Raw genomic sequence first — 18,768 nt, 5'->3', positions numbered from 1 at the left:
TTATTGCACTTTATATACAGTTCCTTTTTGTTTAAAGTTAGAGTAGCCAATACGAGCTGTAAAATTATAAGAGCTATCGGTTACTCTAGTTATTTGAACAAATATAGGATCTTTATCTAAATCAGTTTTAGGATTTTTCATTCGCAAAGTGTATGCAAAATTATTTTTCCATTTGATGTAGAGTGTATCTATGTGTTTTATCTCCTTGTCGGTAACCAAACTATCTGTAGAAATACTTACTTTTTTGGTGTACTCTTCAATTTGCAAACTATCTTTTCTTACAATAGTTGTTTTTCCATAATTGTCACCAGCAGGAATTTCAAAGGTTCCATGAACAAAACGTGTTGGATCTCCTTTTTTCTTTGGAGAACACGAAATAGCTAAGACTAAAACTAAAAAAGTAAGTAAATATCTCATTATATACCTGTGTAATTAGATGGTGTAATTTGTTTTAATTCATTCTTAATCGCATCAGAAACCTCTAAAGTATCAATGAAGTTAGCGATAGAATCTTTGTTTATTTTTTCGTTCGTACGAGTTAATCCTTTTAAAGCTTCGTATGGATTAGGATAGGCTTCACGACGTAAAATAGTTTGAATAGCCTCAGCAACTACTGCCCAGTTATTTTCTAAATCTTCTGCAAACTTAGCCTCGTTTAATAATAACTTGTTCAATCCTTTTAACGTAGAAGCAAAACCGATTAACGTATGCCCAAAAGGAACTCCAACGTTACGTAATACCGTACTGTCAGTTAAATCACGTTGTAATCTTGAAACTGGTAACTTAGCAGATAAATGCTCAAAAATAGCGTTTGCAATCCCTAAGTTTCCTTCAGAGTTTTCAAAATCAATCGGATTTACTTTATGTGGCATTGCCGATGAACCAACTTCACCTTTTTTAATCTTTTGTTTGAAGTAGTCGTTAGAAACGTAGGTCCAAACATCACGATCTAAATCAATTAAAATCGTATTTACACGTTTCAATCCGTCGTATAAAGCTGCCATGTGGTCGTAGTGCTCAATTTGCGTAGTAGGGAAGGAGTGGTGCAATCCTAAAACCTCCTCAACGAAATGAGTTCCGAAGTTTTTCCAGTCGATATCTGGATAGGCTACTTTGTGTGCATTGTAATTACCTGTAGCTCCACCAAACTTCGCAGCATGTGGTGTATGTTGTATGTGAATAACCTGATTGTTAATACGCTCTACAAACACAAAAAACTCTTTTCCTAAACGGGTAGGAGAGGCTGGTTGCCCGTGAGTTCTTGCTAACATTGGTACGTTTTCCCATTCTTGAGATAAATCAGCTAATTTGCAAACTAAGGTATCTAAAGTAGGGTAGTATACTTCATCCATTGCATCTTTAATAGATAATGGAATAGCGGTATTGTTAATATCTTGAGACGTTAATCCGAAGTGGATAAACTCCTTATACTTATTCAAGCTTAGCTTGTCAAACTTTTCTTTAATAAAGTACTCAACAGCTTTTACATCGTGATTAGTAACGCTTTCAATTTCTTTGATTTTTAGCGCATCTTCAGCAGAAAAGTCTTCATAAATTTTACGTAAATCAGCGTATAAATTTTTGTTGAAATCGGCTAACTGAGGTAATGGAATTTCACATAAAGCAATGAAATATTCAATTTCTACTTTTACACGATATTTTATTAAAGCTTCTTCTGAAAAATAGTTCGCTAGGCTTGCTACTTTGTTACGGTATCTACCATCAATAGGAGAGATGGCGTTTAATTCTGTTAAGTTCATGTTTTGTTGTTGTGTTGAAAGGCACAAAAATAGAAAATACTTCCCTTTTTTTAGAGTTTAATTAAAGGAATTTTAGTAGACATAAGAAAGCAGTTTTATTTATAAATAAAGAGTATACTGAGTTGTTAAAGGAGCTTACCGTTGTATTAATTATTTACGTTATGAATACTAGCTATCTATGCTACAAATATATAAGTATTAATAATAGGCGTGTATTTCAAGTTTAAAATATCATAATTGTTATAATGAAAGTTTAAACTGTTCGGTATAAGAATAGAGTATAATAGTTTTTTTATCTGGCATTAAAAAGGTTTGTAAAAGATTATGGTTGGGTAAATATTTAGTTTGTAGTTTAAATAATGCTTTTTCATTTTTAAAGTTAAGTTCATAATATTGAATACCACTTTGATAAAGAGAAAAGTTGAATTTACCACCTCCTAAATGATTACCTCTAACCGCATGGTCAAAAATATTTAAGTCTGTTGTTTTTTTCTAGTATAATAGGTTTTAAGTTATTGTATTGAGTATAACTTTCTAATAAACCGATAAGTCCCTCATCATCTTTAGTATCATTATTCATATAAGGAACCTCCTTAACGATAACTTCTTTGTTTTTATATTGTAACAAATAAGAATTATCTCTTGAGTTTAAGCCTATCTTTGTTGTTTTTTGCAAACCTTTTATAATATTGGTTTTAAACTTTTTTCTAATTTCACTTTCTACAGAGTCTATTCTATTAAATCTTACATGCTTTATTAAACTATCTGGAAGGTGTGTAAGTTGTTTTTCATATTCCTTGTTTAAATCAAATATATTTTGATATTCTTTACCGTAGTTGTATTTATGATACTCAATTTTTTTTCTTTCTCCAGTCTTAATATTAATTTTAGTAACTTCATGATTTATATCATATTTATCAATGTTTGTTTCGTAAACAGAATTATATAAGAAACCACTTTCATCAATAAAATTAAAACCTTCTTTTAACAAAATAGAATCTGTTTTAGTTATTAAATCCTTTTTATAATAGAAGATATGAAGGTCTTTTGGATAACTTTCACTATTAGCTATTTTAAAATAAGTGTCATCAAGTCTATAAAAGCCGGTAGGATTAAAATTTATTTTTTGAAATTTAATTTTAGTATCATTAGTTTTTGGAAAATAAGGAAGGTTAGGGTATTTATCATCCTCTATTTTCTCATGTCCACATGAACTTAAATTTACTATTAAACATGTCAAAAAAGTAAGGCGAAAGTATATATTCATTAGCTTGTTTTTAATTTTGAAGTACTTATAACTAATAATGTAAATGTTATCTTTTGAATTAATCATGTTTTTAGTTAGTAATAAAGGTTTTTATCATAATTAATAGTTTTATATAGTGATAAATTTGTAAGTACGTATAAAACTAAAAATCCACATGGATTTTCAGAAATAGGGGAGAAAAAGTAATCATTTATAGTCATTGTTGTAATACGTTTTTTTATTTTGTTCTATAAAATTTATTTCTATTCGCTTTTACGTATTTCGTCAAGTCTTGCTGATATGTTTTGATAAAACTTTCCTCGTAAAAATAATCTTCAATTTTTTCGGCAGAAGGAAGTTCTTTGTATCCTTTTTCGAATGCTGTAAATCGTTTATTCCAATCACTTTTATTATTCTGAAACTTTGAATATAAATCTTGGATTGTATCGAACTTGCCAAAGTATTCATTCAAAACTATTTCATAATCCGTAGACAATTTTTCCATTCCAGTTGCTTGCATTCCTTCTAATGCGAGTGTTGACAATTCTGGGTAATTAAACAGAAATTGGTAAACTCCTCCGTTGTTGACTTGAGATTCAAAGTTTATTAGAGTGAAATAAATTCTCTGTTCTTTAGTCAGCTCTTTTAGAAAATTAGCGTGAGTTTGATTCTTTTCCCAATATTTATTTGTTGCGTAAATGTCATTGCAAATTTTCTCACAAATGTCATAATGTTCATTGTCATAAACTCCCCATTTTTTATCATTCCATTTTTGCTCAATTTCAGAAATCCAATTTTCAGGCAATAAAGGAAGATGTTGAGTAGATTCAGATTCAGAATCAAGTCGAACAAATTTAGTCATAGTATTTTCAGAATTATTTGTTTTATTTCTCAAAATTAAAAATCCAATAACCAAAATTAAGATTACAATTATGATTAAAATTCCTATTTTCATTAGTTTGGTTAAATGTGCTACAACGGTTTCGTATAACAGTCAGTTACGGGTTAATATGCGTTAAATTTTGGTTTAGAACTGACGCTCGTAATAGCGAGAGGATTCGGATGTAGTCGAATTCGCCGTAATTGTGGTTATATATTATTGTGCACAGTTATTTACATATTTCATTATAGTGATATTCTAAAAATGATATATCAGGTTCATTAATTTTCGGTTTTTTAAATTCTAAATCAGTCAAAAATTTCTTTATTTGTTTGTCGGATTTTGGCCCAAATATTATTCTATATTCAGAGTCTAAAGAGAAATAACCTTTGTCAAACATCTTATCTTGCAAAACACAAAAGAAAATCGTATTTATTTAGCAAACAGCACAAGTTGAATTGTAATTGTCCAAAACAATTTCCCTTAGTTTATTTTGATAAAATCTGACTTTTACTTTATTCTTCGTTTCAGTCGGATTATTTTTCTTATTTATTTCCTGGTTTTTTATAAAATATTCCTCTATCCTCTACAAGATTCAGTTCCTCAATTATTTGTAATGCTTTTTTAAACTCTAAATCCGTTAGTTGTATTTAATTCGGAAATCGATTTTTTAGTCAAAAGATCTTTCTTATCTTCACGAATATTATAATGATGTAATAATTCCATAATTACAAATCCACCACCTCTGGCTGGTGTAGGTAAACTTAGAATCTCTCTTTGGATATTTCTATGGCTTTGTCCATCTATTAAGTAAGCTTTTATTACTTCGGCAATTGCATAGTTATTAAATTTGTCAGTGATTGCCATAATTTGGTTTTAATTGTGCAAAACGGTTTCGTATAAGCATAGTGCGGGACTTTGGAGCGATTTATTGTCCGCCTGTACCAGGCTTTGATAGGTGCCAAAATACGCAATTTTAGCCATTCAGCCCGCATTACGCTTATACAATGTTGTAGGTAGTGCTTTCTTTTTCGTCCGTGTTTTGGGGGCAGACACACTTATTGACAAGCTTGGGATTGTGCGATTGATAATGAGAGGCTTGGAAATGTGTGTGGCTGTCTAGAGTTGGCTTTTCTATACCAATGTCAATAGGTAACCTACCAATGCTCCACCAATAACAATAAATGCACTGTTCATTTTCTTAAAGACAAAAACAGCAATTATGCTCAATACTGCAATTAAAATTGTTCGCCAATCGGTCAAAGTGTCTTTTCCCATTTCTACACAAACGGCTACAATTACGGCAACTGCCGCAATGTTAACAGCGTCTAAAAATGCTGCAATAATTTTCGATTTCCGCATTTTTGGAATGAGTGGATTCAGAATAGCAACAAAAATGAAAGAAGGAAGGAAAATCCCAACAGTCGCTGCTATTGCTCCCCAAAATCCACCTAATTGCCAACCGATAAATGTTGCCGTTGATAAAACAGGTCCTGGCGTAAATTGTCCAACTGCAACGGCATCAATTAATTCTTGTCGTGTCAGCAATCCTGTACTGACCAATTCTGCATCTAAATAAGCAAATAGAACATATCCGCTTCCATAGAGTAGTGCACCGACTTTAAAAAAAGTCCAAAGAATTTTTAAGGTACTCGTTGATGCTGTTACCTGTAATAAAATAAGTGGAGTGAAACTGTTCAGATTGTTTTTAGAGTTGCGGATGAAATGCCAAACTAAACCGAGAAATCCGCAAGCAAACAACGCCAAAATTTCGTGTACTCCAAGCAAACAGGCAATCAACGTCAATGTTCCTAAAATTCCGAGTTCCACATTTTTGAGTGCTTTTTTTCCAAGGCGGTAAACTGCCCCGAGAATAATGGCAATTACTGCTGGCTTTATTCCATAAATGAAAGGTTCAACTTTTGGGAATTGTCCGTATTGTTGATAAAGCCAAGCAAAAAACATTGTGATGACAACCGCAGGAAAAACAAAACAAACACCTGCAACTATCAATCCTTTCCAACCTGCTCTTTCGTGTCCGCAGTGCATTGTCATTTCGGTTGAGTTGGGGCCGGGAATAATATTGGTCGCACCCACCAAATCAAGAAAATGCTGTTGGCTCATCCATTTTCTTTTTTTCACGACTTCATCTTCCATCATTGCGATATGAGCCGCAGGACCGCCAAAAGCAATGCTACCTAATTTGAAAAAGAGTTTTGCGACTTCTATTAAAGTACCTTTTGTTTCCATTTTGTTATAGTAAAATTTTTAAATATTATAGTAACAACAAATGCTATAATTATTGATATTATAACATCTGTTGGGAAATGAACTCCTAAAGCCAATCTGGAATAAGCTACTAATAACGCCCAAACTAAAACAGGTAAATAGTAAAGTCTTTTTAGGTTTGAAAATAGCAAGCCGAAAGATAATATAAATGCTATAACAGTATGTCCTGAGGGGAAAGATGGACTATTTGCTATTGATAAATTTACTATGTCACCATACAAATCAAAAGGTCTTGTTCTGTGTATAGCATATTTTAATGAAATAACAATTAGCGTTGCAGTTGAAAGCATAAGGAGTAATTTCAAAAAAATGTCTTTTGCATTTTCCGATTTCTTGAAAAAGACAAACCATCCTAAACAAAAAATAATACCGATTGCTATGAGATAGGCCGTTTTTGAAATCCAAAGTAATGTTGAGTCGAATAGTTCAATTCGATTATTATGAATCAAGCGCAGTAAAAAAATATCCGCTTCTATCTGTTTGCCCATTTCTTACTTTGAAAATAATTATCAAACGACCATTTTCCTGCCCCTTTGATAAGCAAAAACAAACTTCCAAACCACATAGCAAAATCGGTACGCATTTCGTGAGTCATACTCCAAAATCCATAACTGTTCAGTTCCCGAAGGTTGAATGGCCCAAAACTCTCTCCAAAGGCAATGGGAATTTTAGTTACGACAATGGCAACCGTCATATTGATAAGCATTGCTAAAGAAGCTCCCCGTGTCAATAGCCCCATCAGTAAAAGAATGCCACAAGCTATTTCAAATACACCAACAAAATTTCCGAAAAACTCCGGGTTTGGAAAACCCATTTTAACAAACCTTCCTGCACCACGAGTAGCGGGATACATAAATTTTTGAATGCCTTCTGAAAGGAAAACTGCACCGACCATTAAGCGTATGATGATGGTGGTTTTAGAATGGTCTGAACTAATTATTTTTTGAAACATTTCAAGTTATTTTTTCAATCAAAATAGGATTATATGCTTTGTAAATTCGAGCTACTGTCCAAGCGATAGGTAGGCTTAAAATAGCTGGTACTATTATATCCATTGGATAATGAACACCAAGGTAAACTCTACTGACACTTACAAAAATTGCCCAAGGAATAAGTATAAATGGTAACCATTTTAGCTTGTTCTGGGCTACTAAAGTCAAGTAGAACGCTAATGAAAATACATTAGCTGCGTGAGATGAAATAAAGCCAAACTTTCCTCCTTTATAGTCATTTACAAAATGAAGTTGTCCTGCTAAATCAGGATTATGACTTGGTCTCAATCTTTCGAAAAGTGGTTTAAAAAGTCCTGAAGCTAACTGGTCGCTAATAGTTATGAGCAAGACAATTAACAAAATCATTAGGGTAGAGTTCTTTTTATACTTCCATATAAGCAGTAATATCAGTAGAAAATAAAACGGTAACCAAGTAAATTTACTGGTAGCAAACCACATTATATCATCCCAAAATTTATTGTGATTACCATTTAACCATAACAGAATATCAATATCGAACTGTTTGATAAGTTCTATCATTGCTTCCTAATAGGTGATTGTCTGTAAAGAGGTTTCTTTACTGTAAAATGAGGTGCTTTTTCCATTGCGTGGCAACTGATACAACTGTTAGTCAGCATTTGGAAGTTATTGTTGAATACCACCGTATCTCTTTTTTCAAGTGCTTTTTGCATTTCTGTAAGTGTTACGGTTAAGAAATGCTCTGCGGATTTTGCACGTTTGGGTCTTCTTTCCAAACCACGCTCAATCGCTTTACGGATTTTTTCTATTTGATAGTTGGCATATTCCCAATTCTCATCTTGTCCTGCCCAATAGAGTTCCTGATAGCGGTAGCCTGTTTCCACCATTGCCATATCAAAACCCCTGAATTGGTTTTCAATGGTTTCTAATTTTTTCTGTCCCGTTCCTTTTATCCATTTGCCTTGGGCATTTTGCTCTTGATTGTTTCCACAAGAACTAAGCAAAAGCAAAGCGATAATTGATATTGACCATTTCATATTTTGTGATTTTAATGCTGTAAAATTATACAACACATAACCAATAATGTGGTCTATTTGAAAAAAGAATGGTATTTATCTGTTGTTGTTTCTAAAGCCCACTGGAGTTTGGTCAACGTGTCGTTTGAAGTATTTTGAAAAATGGGAATTGTCCTTGAAATCAAGTCTGTGGGCAATCTCGCTTACGGTAATGTCTGTGTAAAGCAAAAGCCTTTTTGCTTCATTGATAATGTGTTCTGAAAGTATCTCAGCAGAAGATTGTCCTGTTTCTTTTCTGCAAGTTGCATTTAGGTTTTGCGCAGTGGTGTTTAACAATTTGGCATAATGGTTTACCTTATTTTTGAGTCCATCTTCTTTGCTCAAAAGGGCAGTGAATTTTTGAAAGATTGTACTGTTACCGTTTTTAAAAGTTTTTGGTGTTGCCGATTCAAGAAATTTTGCCAAAAGTGCTTTTAACAGTCCGTCTATTATTGGTTGATTTAGCTTTTTATTTTCTTGATGTTCGTTTAGTAAAATGTTGAAAATGTCAATTGCAATATTGTCTTTGGGAAAAAGACAAGTTTGTGCACTCAATTCTGAAATCAGGCGTTTGATATCTTTGTCCAAACAGTTGTCGATAAAGGATTTTTTGATGATGAGTACAAAGCCTTTGGGTTCTGTTTTGATGTCCCAAAAATGTACCTGCTTTTTACGGATTGTGAAAATAACAGGTGGTTTTATTTCATATTCTTTGGTGTCAATAGTGTGGGAACCTTTTCCTTTAGTCAGATAGATAATTTCAAAATAACTGTTGTGTTTGTGTGGAGATGTTTTTCTAATGTGCCGTCTGAACGGAGCAATTTTTAATCCTTCGGTTTGTCTGGTTTTGTCTTTTATTTCGAGTTCTGCTTTCATTTATTGTATTGCTATCCGTTCGGTGGCAAAAATTAGGCTCTTTTGGTTTTTTCAGCGTTGGCTTTGTGTTGGCAAAACTAAATGTGCCTAATGTGCGGCTGATTTTTTACATTACCTACAACTTGTTTATATAGATGTAAAATACATCGTTATACAACTTAAAAGGAGGTGTAAGAATACTACTTTACTATTCTTTATTTTTGTTGCTAAGCTTTCTTGTTTAGTAAATAAAAAAAGGAAGTTTTTAGCAATTTTTATTCTTTTTTTATTAATGCAACCAAGATAAAACAAAATAAAAAACCGTACAAAAATGTACGGTTTAAAGTAGTTTGTTTTTTTAGTCCTTATAAGTAAGTTATGAATCCGCCGTAATTACAGTTATATATCGTTGTAAATAGTTTTACTTAACTTTCACACATATAATATTACTTTCAATATCTACTGTATGTAGTGTGTTGTATAACTCAATAATTTTGTTCTTCTCTTCTATGCTATAACCAGCATAATTATTTAATATAAAATCACTGTTCGCATCATATTTAGTTTTGTTTCCGTACATTTTAATTTTTACACAGGCAGTATCTGAATTTTGAGAATTTTCACCACAATAATTTAAGTGTTCATTAGAAAAATCAAAAGACTTTTCACTGTTTGCTTCAATGGTTATAAAGTCAGAAATAGAGGCATAATGTTTCGGTGGGTCTTCATCATAAAAACTTACATCTGAAATACAAGATGTTCCTTCAAACTCATTCTCAATAGAAGCATAATATTTCCCTGGTCGAAAATTAGGGTCAGAAGAAGGTTTAACAATGGTAATTTTAGAATTGCTGTTATTTATAATTTTAACATTTAATGTTAATAGTCCTTTCCTCCAAATATAATTTTCATTTGGCTTTTCTATGATTATAGAAATTTTTTCTTTATCGGTAGAACTACTTGTCTTTTTAATAGATGAACAACTTGTTAATGTTAAAGTTAACGATAATAATATAATTAATTTCTTTCTTGTACTCATTGTTTTAAATTATTTACAACTTGTTTATATAAGCATAAAATACATCGTTATACAACTAAAAAGGAGATATAAGAGTACTTTACTGTTCTTTATTTTTGTTGCTAAGCTTTCTTGTTTAGTAAATGAAAAAAGGAAGTCTGTAGCAATTTTTATTCTCTTTATTAAGCGTTAGCCAAGATAAAACAAAATAAAAAACCATACAAAAATGTACGGTTGAAATGATGTTTTTGACTTTGAAAGATAAGTAATGATGAACCTCTCAGTGATTGTGTGTGTTTTGTTATATGTGGTTGTTTTTTAGTTCTTTAATCTTTAATGTTCTATTTGTTATAATTCCAACGTAAGAGGTCAAAACTATAATCAATGATAAAATTATTTGCCAAGACTCTGATTTAGGAAAATCAAATAATAATTCGAATTGTGGGATTTGAATTATAGCCAGAATTATTATGAGAGTTGAGAATATTAGTAATGATTTCAGATTCCGAGCTATTGATGTTGGTTTATATCCAATTAATATTTCTTTTGCGTAGAATATAAGCAGCCCAATTGTCAAAATATTCGGTATAAGTAAATTCCAAGAGCTGTATTGATCGGTTCCAATATTTCCGAAAGTCAAATAAATAAAGGTTAACCAACCAAAAATATAGATTGTAAATAAAGTCAATCCAATCCATAATAGTTTAAATAATATCTCTGGTTTCCTATTTTTCACTTTCTCTAATTGTACACAACAATCTTGACTATAAGTAGTTGTGTTGGGTTACTTTTAACTCAGTAAGTACACACACACACACCAAACTGAAAATCTGCGAGGATTTTCACAAGTAGGCGAGAACAAGCAATCACTTATAGCTATTGTTGTGCGTTCGTATTTTTTTAATAAGATTTGTTTTCTAATGTCAGTTTTCCATAAAAAAACCAAGGAAAAAAAGTCATTCCAAAAGCAAATGATTTGTTTTTTTTATATGTTTTTGCAAGAATTTGATTAATGAAAAATTTAGGAATAAAACGAATAAAAGGTATAAGTAGTGGTACAATCCACCAAATAGGTTTGTTCGTTATTCTTAACAGTGTAATATTATTTAAAATTGGAATCAAAGCGTAAAACTTTGTTTTATTTTCTTTTTCAAAGAGAATATATAAACTTTTGAAGTAAATTATAATGGTAGCAATCAAAAAGCTAGGTGGATAAAAAATATTAAATAGCCATGAGAAATTACCACTTTTTAAGAATTCCAAAATTGAAATATAAGGTGTGATAAAAAAATATTGTATCAAATCAAAATTATTCACGTGATAGGGACTAAAATCCATTAAACCCAGAAGTCCAGTTTTACTTTTCTCTTCTGAGTTATTTATAAATTCATGAAAATGATAAAAAGAAAAATCAATTACCCAACTGATAAGGTAGGATATTAAAACATAAAACAAAGTTATAGTCAGAATATCATTGAAAGAAGTTTTTCTGTCTTTTTCGTAACTTTTATAAGCTAACAGTAAAAATAATCCGAATATTATCACGCAATATATTTGATTGAATATTGCATCTATGATTATTGTGTCTTCTTGTCTCTGTACATTAGAAATCAGATAAAAAAGCTTTTTAAGAAACGTGGTCAAAAAAACAAAAAACAAACTTTTTGTTAGACTTATTTTAATTATTTCTTTAATTTTCATTTGGGTATTATTTACAACTCGTTATAAAAGAACTAAAACTACTTTTATCCGGAGTATTAAAGGTGATAAACGGAAGTCTATAGCAATTTTATTCTTTTTTATTAGCGCTAGCCAAGATAAAACAAAATAAAAAACCGTACAAAAATGTACGGTTAAAATGATGTTTTCAATAGCTTATTATACAAAATTACGTTGTCGTTTCGCTTCAAAAGTTAAGATAGCTGCGGCAACCGATACATTCATAGAATCTATTTCTCCTTGCATTGGGATGTTGATATTCTGAGTAGCTTTGTCTCGCCAAACTTGCGTTAATCCTGTAGCTTCTGTACCCACTACCAAAGCAGTAGCCTTAGTATAGTCGTTTTTATGGTACTCGTTTGAATTTTGTAGGGTAGCACTGTAAATATGAATGTTATGCTCCTGTAAGTACGCTATAATGTCTTCAGATGTACCTGTAGCTATCTGATTGGTAAATACACAACCTACACTAGAACGTATGATATTAGGATTGAATAAATCCGTTTTAGGGTTGGCGATAAAAACAGCATCCACATTAGCAGCATCAGCAGTACGTAACATAGCACCAATATTTCCTGGTTTTTCAATACCTTCCATAACCAATACGAGTGGGGTAGTGGTGTTGAATTCAATAGCGTCTAAATCGAAGTTTTTAGCTTTTACTACAGCAATAATACCCTCGGTAGTATCACGATAGGCAAGCTTTTGGTATACTTCTTTTGTTATTTCTATACAGTTAGCAGCCTTATTTAGAATTTTGTTTACACTTTCTTCGGTAAACATATCAGTAACAAACAGCAGGGTGTCTATTTCATAACCTCCTTTAATAACTAACGAAATTTCACGTTGTCCTTCTACTAAAAACAATCCTTTCTTCTTACGTTCTCTAGGTTTCTCTTGAAGCTTTAAAAGTTCTTTTATATAGGCGTTTTGTGTACTACTAATCTGTTTCATCTGCTATTATATCTGAATACAAAAGTACTATTCTGTTTTATAATAAAATACCATCTTACTAAAAGAATAATTACTAGCTATAGCTGTTGTTAGGCAAACAACAGTACTGTTGCTCAACACCAAACACCACTGTTGTTTAACACTAGATGCTACTGTTTGAACCTTCAAACAAAACCAAAATATGGGACGTACTAGTTTGTATTAAGCTTCATACAGTAGTGTATGAAGTCACCCGACACTACTGTATGGTGTTATAATACAGTGGTGTATGAAGTTATCATACAGTAGCGCATTCCTATTATTCGTGCATAAAAAAACATCATTCTTTTACGGAATGATGTTTTTAAGTTCTAGTAATGAGATTTTGCTATCTCATTCGTTAAGGATGATGTTTATTGATTTTTATATTTATTAGCATAACGCTTCCATAATTTTGTTTGATGCGATTCTAGGCTGATTTTTCTACCTTGTATAAAAGCAGCTGTTAAAATATTGGTACGCATATCTAAAGCATCACCTTCAGAAATAAATAGGGTAGCGTCTTTACCAACTTCTAAGGTTCCTACGTTGTTGTCAATACCTAAAATTTTAGCATTGTTTTGAGTAATTAATTGTAAGGCTTTTTCTTTACCTAATCCGTAAGCAGCATAAGTTCCTGCATAAAAAGGTAAGTTACGTGTGCTCATACGTTCCATATCTCCTTCCATACCTAAACCTACTAAAATACCAGCATCGGTTAATATCTTAGCTGCTCTAAAAGGTCTGTCATAATCTGCATCTTCACCATTAGGCAAACGGTGAGCACGTTCTAAAATAACAGGTACATTGTTTGCTTTTAATAAGTCAGCAACTTTTTCAGCTTCTTGCCCGCGAACAATCACGATGTTTTTAACTCCTAACTCTTTACATATATTTACAGCATCAGTAATTCCTTTTTCTCCTGATACGTGTACAAACATTTTTTGTGTACCGTTTAAAACGCCCTGTAAAGCTTCATAAGGTAAGTTTTTAGGTGTTTTGTTACCTGCTAGGTAGCTTTTGGCATTGGCGAAAAATTTTGTAAGCTTATCAATACTTTTTTGATAGTTTTTGTTAGGCTTTAATCCTGGATCTTCACCCATCCACCAACGACCTCTCGAGAATACCTGAGGCCAGTTCATGTGAACACCGTCATCGGTTTTAATAGTAGCATCTTCCCAGTTCCAAGCATCTAATTGTACTACAGAAGAGGTTCCTGAAATAACACCACCACGTGGGGCAATTTGTGCCATTAATACGCCGTTAGGACGCATAGTTTCTACTACTTTACTTTCTGCATTATAGGCAATAATACTACGAATATGTGGTAACATTGAACCTACCTCATCAAAGTCTCTCGTTGCACGTACAGCATCAATTTCAGCTAAACCTAAAGAGGTGTTTGCTGCAATGAATCCTGGATATATGTGTTTTCCTTTGGCATTAATAACAGTTCCCATACGGGCAATTCTGCTATTAGCATTTCCTACATGGGCTATTTTACCGTTAGAAAACATAATTAAAGAGTTTTCAATTACTTCTCCGTTTCCTAAATGTGCTGTAGCACCTTCAATACTATAAGCTTCAGTTTGCTTGGGTGCTGGTGTTTGTTGCGCTATTATATTTCCTAAGAATAAGAAACATAATAAACTATATATTAATTTAATTTTCATGTTGTGTGTTTTTAAGTTCTTATTCTGTATCACAGTGAAATAATTTCTGAGTTTTCTTTTTAGGAGCTTGTGTTTTACCTCCTTTAATCTTCTCTTGTAACATCATGTTAATTAACTTAGCACGCTCTGCTTTAATAGCTTTACGCTTTTCTAAGTCTTTTTCAATATCAAAATAAACAGCTCCGTCAATAATTGTTTTCTCTGCTTTAGAATATACTGAAAGTGGATTTCCGCTCCATACTACAACATCTGCATCTTTACCTTCTTTGATACTACCTGTACGGTCGTTTAAGTGTAATAATTTAGCAGGATTGATAGTAACTGTAGCCCAAGCTTCTTGTTCGCTTAAACCTCCATATTTAATTAGTTTAGCGGCTTCTTGATTCAATCTACGAGACATTTCTGCATCATCAGAATTAATAGCAACGGTAACTCCTTGATTGTGCATAATAGCTGCGTTGTATGGTATAGCGTCGTTAACCTCATATTTATATGCCCACCAGTCAGCAAAAGTAGAACCACCAACTCCGTGTTCTTTCATTTTATCTGCTAGTTTGTATCCTTCTAAAATGTGGGTAAACGTATTAATGTTAAAGTTGAATTGTTCTGCAACTTTCATCAACATATTAATTTCTGATTGTACGTAAGAGTGGCAAGAAATAAAACGTTCTTTATTAATAATTTCTGCTAAGGTTTCTAACTCAATATCCTTACGATATGGCTGTCCGCTTTTCTTTTTAGCATCGTATTCTTTGGCTCTTTGGAAGTAGTCAATATATACTTGTTCAACTCCCATACGTGTTTGAGGGAAACGAATGGTATTTAAATCTCCCCAGTTAGATTGTTTTACGTTTTCACCTAAAGCGAACTTGATAAATTTAGGTGTGTTGTTGTATAACATTCCGTCAGCATTCTCTCCCCATTTTAGTTTGATAATTGCTGAACGTCCACCAATTGGATTGGCAGAACCGTGTAATACTTGAATAGAAGTAACCCCACCCGCAATGTTTCTGTAAATATTTACATCGTTAGGGTTGATAACGTCTTCAATAGTAACCTCAGCTGTTGAGTTATGTCCCGATTCGTTTACTGCGGAAGTAGCAATATGTGAATGCTCATCAATAATACCTGCGGTTACATACTTACCAGTTCCGTCAATAACTTTTGCACCTATTGAAGATAAGTTAGTACCTATTTTAGCTATTTTACCATCTTTAATTAATACATCGGTATTGTTTAGTACTTCGTTGTTTTCAGAAGTCCAAACCGTAGCATTTTTAATTAAAATAGTCTCTTTTTGCGGAGCTGTAGGGTTTCCTAATCCGATGTTTGGATAGGTAACAGCTACTATTTCAGGAGTAGTCTCTTTTTTCTTGTCGCCTTTCTTTTTAGCGTCAGCTTTTCCAGTATAAGTAGCATTCCAAGTACTTTCATTTCCATCGTTGTCGGTAGCTGTACCCGTAATTTGTTGCTTGTTTTGTACTAATGCTGTTAAGCGAGTGTAGTTGTCACCATCTTTAAGAGTTATATGTAACCAGTCGTTGCTAAAAGACGATTTACTGTTTACTTTTTTATCTCCACTTTTTAAAGCAGCTGTTTGTTTAGCTCCTTTACCAGTAATGGTCATATCATACGATTTTCCGTTAACTGTTAACGTGTACTTACCTGTAATATCTTTAATATCCATTGAGTTAATGGTGTTTTTATCACCCTGTACCCAGTTCTCATATAAAGTAGTTTGTTTGTCAAAAATATCACCAGAAGTAATTAAGAAGTTAGCATAACTACCAGCTTTCAAATTTCCTATTTTATCATTCTTTAAAATCTTGGCAGGTACTGTAGTTAACGCTTCTAAAGCTGTAGTTTTATCTAATCCGTAAGTAATAGCTTTTTGAAGATTGCTATTAAACTCTTTTACTTTCTTTAATTTATAGGTAGTTAACGCAAAAGGAACCTTGTTTTTTGCTAAAATTGAAGGGTTTGCTGGTTCTTGATTCCAAGAGCGCATATCGCTTAGCGCAATTTTATTTGCTAAAAATGGATTTGATACATCGTAAGCATTTCTAAAGTTAATAGGAAGAATGTAAGTAGCATTAGTTGCTTTAATATCATTGATTCTTTCATATTCGTTACCTCCACCTACAATGGTATATTGAATTCCAAATTCGTCACCAATTTTATCAGCACGAATATTATCTAAATATCCACCTGCATTAAATATTTGAGGTAACTCTTTTTTATTGTTTAGAGCTTCTAAAGCTAAATCGGTATTTTTTGCATTTCCTTTAGCATACCAATCAGCGTCTAAATATGTTTGACGTAATAGTGCCATGGCTCCCATACGTGAAGTAGGGTAGCTTTGACGTGATTTAGCACTTTTAGAAAACGATAAGTAGTTTCCTGATTGTTTGTCTAATATTCTGTAAGCATCAGAACTATTAGGGTTTAAAGCAACTAAAACTCCGTTACCTTGCATAATACCGTCTTCTAGGTGTGTATTAACAGCACCGAAACCTAAAGACAATAATTCTTTAGCTTTTTTAGCATCAAAGTTAAACTCAGCAGCAGCGTCTACATCAGGACGAATATGGTCGTTCCAGTAATATCCTTTTCTACCAGCATCGTATTGTGGTCTTTTACCACGACCACTCTCACGTTTAGGTTTTGCAATGCCAAAGGTTGAATAAGCATCAACAAAAGAAGGATACATAGATTTCCCATCTAGATTAATTACTTGTGCTTCGTTAGGTATGTTAACGGATTTACCTACAGCAACAACTTTACCGTCTTTAATAAGTAGTGTTCCTTTTTTTACTACTTGGGTAGGGGTAACATAAATAGTAGCATTGGTAAATGCATACACGTTGTTTTTGGATGACTTTACTCCTGTGTTGGTAGGAAAGTACTCTTGTGCAAAAGAGGTACTAATACACAGGGATAAGAGTAAGAATAGTATTTTTTTCATTTAAAATTGAGTTGATTAGCTCATAAAAATAGATAGTTAAAGAGGAAAACAATTCCTTTTAACAAAACATTAAGAATTAATCACAGGGTGATAGCCAAGAATTTAATCCACCAAGGCTTACCTAATAGACTTAAAATGGGTTTTCTTATAGTTCTTTGTTTACTTGCCCTAAGATAGTTTAGTTAAGAACTAGTTTTCCAATCTTTTCATGACCAGATAACCAGGCTGTATTACTGTCAATAAACTGAATAGCATAGTAGCTTTCCTTACTTATTTGTTTCCAAGTGTGCCCGCCATCGTTAGAAAATGATATTCCGGTTTTTCCAACAGCAAAAACTTCTTCTCCGTTCGTGTTAGGTACATACTGTACGCAGCTTTTGTAATTAGGATTGGTATTATTAGCTACGAGTGTCCATGTTTTACCACCATCGGTAGTAATTGCTTTATTAGCGTTATTGTCTTCCGGTTTTGAGTAGTTTCCTCCAATAGCAATTCCATGGTTTTCATCATAAAAATCAATAGAGTAAATTCCTTGTGGTCCGTTACCTTGTACAATTGGGGTGTCAAAAATCTCCCAAGTGTTTCCAAAATCGGTAGATTTTAAAATACGTGTTTTGGTTCCTCCAGAACCTATCCAAACAGTATTGTTTACAATAGCAATATTGGTGTTACTAGCAGCAAAGAAGGCTTCTCCTTCTTCAAAAGTAGGCAGCTGTGAGCAAGGTAGTTTTGTCCACGTATTTCCTCCGTCTGAGGTAAGAATAATAGACGGACAATCTTCTGTAGGATCACCAACGGCAATACCATGTTTTCCATCGGCAAAGAATTGTATACAGTCGTAAAAAACCTTTTCGTGTTCTTCCTTATATACCAATTCATATTTGTTTTCATATCCTTTATATAGTAAGGCTGGGTTTGCTACCGATAAGGCAAATATATTTTCACCATTTTTAGCAATGCTTCTAAAGTGCGGTATAATAGTATCGTTATACTTTAAACTTTGTGTTTGCCATGTTCTACCACCATTTTTTGTTGTTGTAATATCTCCTTTAGAGCCTGCAAAAATTAACTCATCGTTACTAATAGCTAGTATAGCTCTAATACTGGTACTATCTTGTTTAAACTCGGTAATTTTAATAGTTTCAAAAGTTCTTGGGGTTTTCTTTTCTTGCTTACAAGATAGTATTGTTAAAGAGAATAAGAAAAGGAATGATAATCGTTTCATGTGTTTGTTTTAGTTGTTTTAAATGGAGCAAGTAACCTTAGAAATTTAAATTAATTAGTAAATATGTAGAGAAAGTTTACTTTACCTATGTTGGTTCCATATTTTTGATATTTTTACAGAACTAAAAATAGGAAAACCAA

At 32.6% G+C, this 18,768-nt stretch carries 17 protein-coding genes; all 17 read right to left on the bottom strand.

Annotated features, from left to right (window positions below; all coding sequences use genetic code 11):
• On the bottom strand, positions 1-417 hold the full coding sequence (locus ACXIHB_RS03170) for a hypothetical protein (RefSeq protein ID WP_462098879.1): 417 nt from the start codon (positions 415-417) through the stop codon (positions 1-3).
• Positions 417-1,760: an adenylosuccinate lyase gene (gene purB / locus ACXIHB_RS03165; protein WP_462098878.1), complete on the bottom strand. Its 1,344-nt coding sequence runs from the start codon at positions 1,758-1,760 to the stop codon at positions 417-419. The genes ACXIHB_RS03170 and purB overlap by 1 nt, the downstream gene beginning before the upstream one ends.
• A 463-nt stretch (positions 1,761-2,223) precedes the next feature.
• Positions 2,224-3,027, bottom strand: a complete 804-nt coding sequence (locus ACXIHB_RS03160; RefSeq protein ID WP_462098877.1) for a hypothetical protein — start codon at positions 3,025-3,027, stop codon at positions 2,224-2,226.
• Between the two features lie 217 nt (positions 3,028-3,244).
• A complete protein-coding gene (locus tag ACXIHB_RS03155) occupies positions 3,245-3,961 on the bottom strand; it encodes a DMP19 family protein (RefSeq protein WP_462098876.1) in 717 nt (238 codons plus the stop codon).
• A 549-nt stretch (positions 3,962-4,510) separates the two neighbouring features.
• Positions 4,511-4,753, bottom strand: coding sequence for a hypothetical protein (locus ACXIHB_RS03150; RefSeq protein ID WP_462098875.1), 243 nt, complete (start codon positions 4,751-4,753; stop codon positions 4,511-4,513).
• Between the two features lie 267 nt (positions 4,754-5,020).
• On the bottom strand, positions 5,021-6,136 hold the full coding sequence (gene chrA / locus ACXIHB_RS03145) for a chromate efflux transporter (RefSeq protein WP_462098874.1): 1,116 nt from the start codon (positions 6,134-6,136) through the stop codon (positions 5,021-5,023).
• The gene (locus ACXIHB_RS03140) at positions 6,115-6,663 is read right to left on the bottom strand and encodes a phosphatase PAP2 family protein (protein ID WP_462098873.1); all 549 of its coding nucleotides are present in this window, start codon (positions 6,661-6,663) and stop codon (positions 6,115-6,117) included. Before ACXIHB_RS03140 ends, chrA begins: the two co-directional genes overlap by 22 nt.
• Positions 6,648-7,127 (bottom strand): DoxX family protein, encoded by a 480-nt coding sequence (locus ACXIHB_RS03135; protein WP_167713759.1) that lies wholly within the window; start codon positions 7,125-7,127, stop codon positions 6,648-6,650. The genes ACXIHB_RS03140 and ACXIHB_RS03135 overlap by 16 nt, the downstream gene beginning before the upstream one ends.
• A 1-nt stretch (position 7,128) precedes the next feature.
• The gene (locus tag ACXIHB_RS03130; RefSeq protein WP_047790816.1) at positions 7,129-7,707 is read right to left on the bottom strand and encodes a phosphatase PAP2 family protein; all 579 of its coding nucleotides are present in this window, start codon (positions 7,705-7,707) and stop codon (positions 7,129-7,131) included.
• Entirely contained in the window at positions 7,704-8,183 is a 480-nt protein-coding gene (locus ACXIHB_RS03125) for a hypothetical protein (protein ID WP_047790815.1), read from the bottom strand. The genes ACXIHB_RS03130 and ACXIHB_RS03125 overlap by 4 nt, the downstream gene beginning before the upstream one ends.
• 75 nt (positions 8,184-8,258) lie before the next feature.
• The gene (locus tag ACXIHB_RS03120; protein ID WP_462098872.1) at positions 8,259-9,077 is read right to left on the bottom strand and encodes a helix-turn-helix domain-containing protein; all 819 of its coding nucleotides are present in this window, start codon (positions 9,075-9,077) and stop codon (positions 8,259-8,261) included.
• Positions 9,078-9,477: 400 nt separating this feature from the next.
• The gene (locus ACXIHB_RS03115) at positions 9,478-10,095 is read right to left on the bottom strand and encodes a hypothetical protein (RefSeq protein WP_462098871.1); all 618 of its coding nucleotides are present in this window, start codon (positions 10,093-10,095) and stop codon (positions 9,478-9,480) included.
• 879 nt (positions 10,096-10,974) lie between these two features.
• Entirely contained in the window at positions 10,975-11,775 is an 801-nt protein-coding gene (locus tag ACXIHB_RS03110) for a DUF5684 domain-containing protein (protein WP_462098870.1), read from the bottom strand.
• 177 nt (positions 11,776-11,952) lie between these two features.
• Positions 11,953-12,747: a TrmH family RNA methyltransferase gene (locus ACXIHB_RS03105; protein ID WP_462098869.1), complete on the bottom strand. Its 795-nt coding sequence runs from the start codon at positions 12,745-12,747 to the stop codon at positions 11,953-11,955.
• 392 nt (positions 12,748-13,139) lie between these two features.
• Positions 13,140-14,438: an amidohydrolase family protein gene (locus ACXIHB_RS03100; protein WP_462098868.1), complete on the bottom strand. Its 1,299-nt coding sequence runs from the start codon at positions 14,436-14,438 to the stop codon at positions 13,140-13,142.
• Positions 14,439-14,457: 19 nt separating this feature from the next.
• A complete protein-coding gene (locus ACXIHB_RS03095) occupies positions 14,458-17,403 on the bottom strand; it encodes an amidohydrolase family protein (RefSeq protein WP_462098867.1) in 2,946 nt (981 codons plus the stop codon).
• A 178-nt stretch (positions 17,404-17,581) separates the two neighbouring features.
• Positions 17,582-18,628 carry a WD40/YVTN/BNR-like repeat-containing protein gene (locus tag ACXIHB_RS03090; protein ID WP_462098866.1) on the bottom strand — a complete coding sequence of 349 codons (1,047 nt, stop codon included), beginning with the start codon at positions 18,626-18,628 and terminating at the stop codon, positions 17,582-17,584.
• Positions 18,629-18,768: the final 140 nt, after the last annotated feature.

The organism is Tenacibaculum sp. IMCC1 (assembly GCF_054906355.1).
The sequence above is the reverse complement of the archived record's forward strand: the minus strand, read 5'-3'. Positions and strand labels throughout refer to the sequence as shown.

Excerpts from the sequence above, each read along its gene's own strand:
- ACXIHB_RS03105 (WP_462098869.1), bottom strand. The coding sequence starts at position 12,747 with ATGAAACAGATTAGTAGTACACAAAACGCCTATATAAAAGAACTTTTA.
- chrA (WP_462098874.1), bottom strand. The coding sequence starts at position 6,136 with ATGGAAACAAAAGGTACTTTAATAGAAGTCGCAAAACTCTTTTTCAAA.
- ACXIHB_RS03135 (WP_167713759.1), bottom strand. The coding sequence starts at position 7,127 with ATGTTTCAAAAAATAATTAGTTCAGACCATTCTAAAACCACCATCATC.
- ACXIHB_RS03140 (WP_462098873.1), bottom strand. The coding sequence starts at position 6,663 with ATGGGCAAACAGATAGAAGCGGATATTTTTTTACTGCGCTTGATTCAT.
- ACXIHB_RS03120 (WP_462098872.1), bottom strand. The coding sequence starts at position 9,077 with ATGAAAGCAGAACTCGAAATAAAAGACAAAACCAGACAAACCGAAGGA.
- ACXIHB_RS03095 (WP_462098867.1), bottom strand. The coding sequence starts at position 17,403 with ATGAAAAAAATACTATTCTTACTCTTATCCCTGTGTATTAGTACCTCT.
- ACXIHB_RS03100 (WP_462098868.1), bottom strand. The coding sequence starts at position 14,438 with ATGAAAATTAAATTAATATATAGTTTATTATGTTTCTTATTCTTAGGA.
- ACXIHB_RS03130 (WP_047790816.1), bottom strand. The coding sequence starts at position 7,707 with ATGATAGAACTTATCAAACAGTTCGATATTGATATTCTGTTATGGTTA.
- ACXIHB_RS03150 (WP_462098875.1), bottom strand. The coding sequence starts at position 4,753 with ATGGCAATCACTGACAAATTTAATAACTATGCAATTGCCGAAGTAATA.
- ACXIHB_RS03155 (WP_462098876.1), bottom strand. The coding sequence starts at position 3,961 with ATGAAAATAGGAATTTTAATCATAATTGTAATCTTAATTTTGGTTATT.
- ACXIHB_RS03090 (WP_462098866.1), bottom strand. The coding sequence starts at position 18,628 with ATGAAACGATTATCATTCCTTTTCTTATTCTCTTTAACAATACTATCT.
- ACXIHB_RS03110 (WP_462098870.1), bottom strand. The coding sequence starts at position 11,775 with ATGAAAATTAAAGAAATAATTAAAATAAGTCTAACAAAAAGTTTGTTT.
- purB (WP_462098878.1), bottom strand. The coding sequence starts at position 1,760 with ATGAACTTAACAGAATTAAACGCCATCTCTCCTATTGATGGTAGATAC.
- ACXIHB_RS03125 (WP_047790815.1), bottom strand. The coding sequence starts at position 8,183 with ATGAAATGGTCAATATCAATTATCGCTTTGCTTTTGCTTAGTTCTTGT.
- ACXIHB_RS03115 (WP_462098871.1), bottom strand. The coding sequence starts at position 10,095 with ATGAGTACAAGAAAGAAATTAATTATATTATTATCGTTAACTTTAACA.
- ACXIHB_RS03160 (WP_462098877.1), bottom strand. The coding sequence starts at position 3,027 with ATGAATATATACTTTCGCCTTACTTTTTTGACATGTTTAATAGTAAAT.
- ACXIHB_RS03170 (WP_462098879.1), bottom strand. The coding sequence starts at position 417 with ATGAGATATTTACTTACTTTTTTAGTTTTAGTCTTAGCTATTTCGTGT.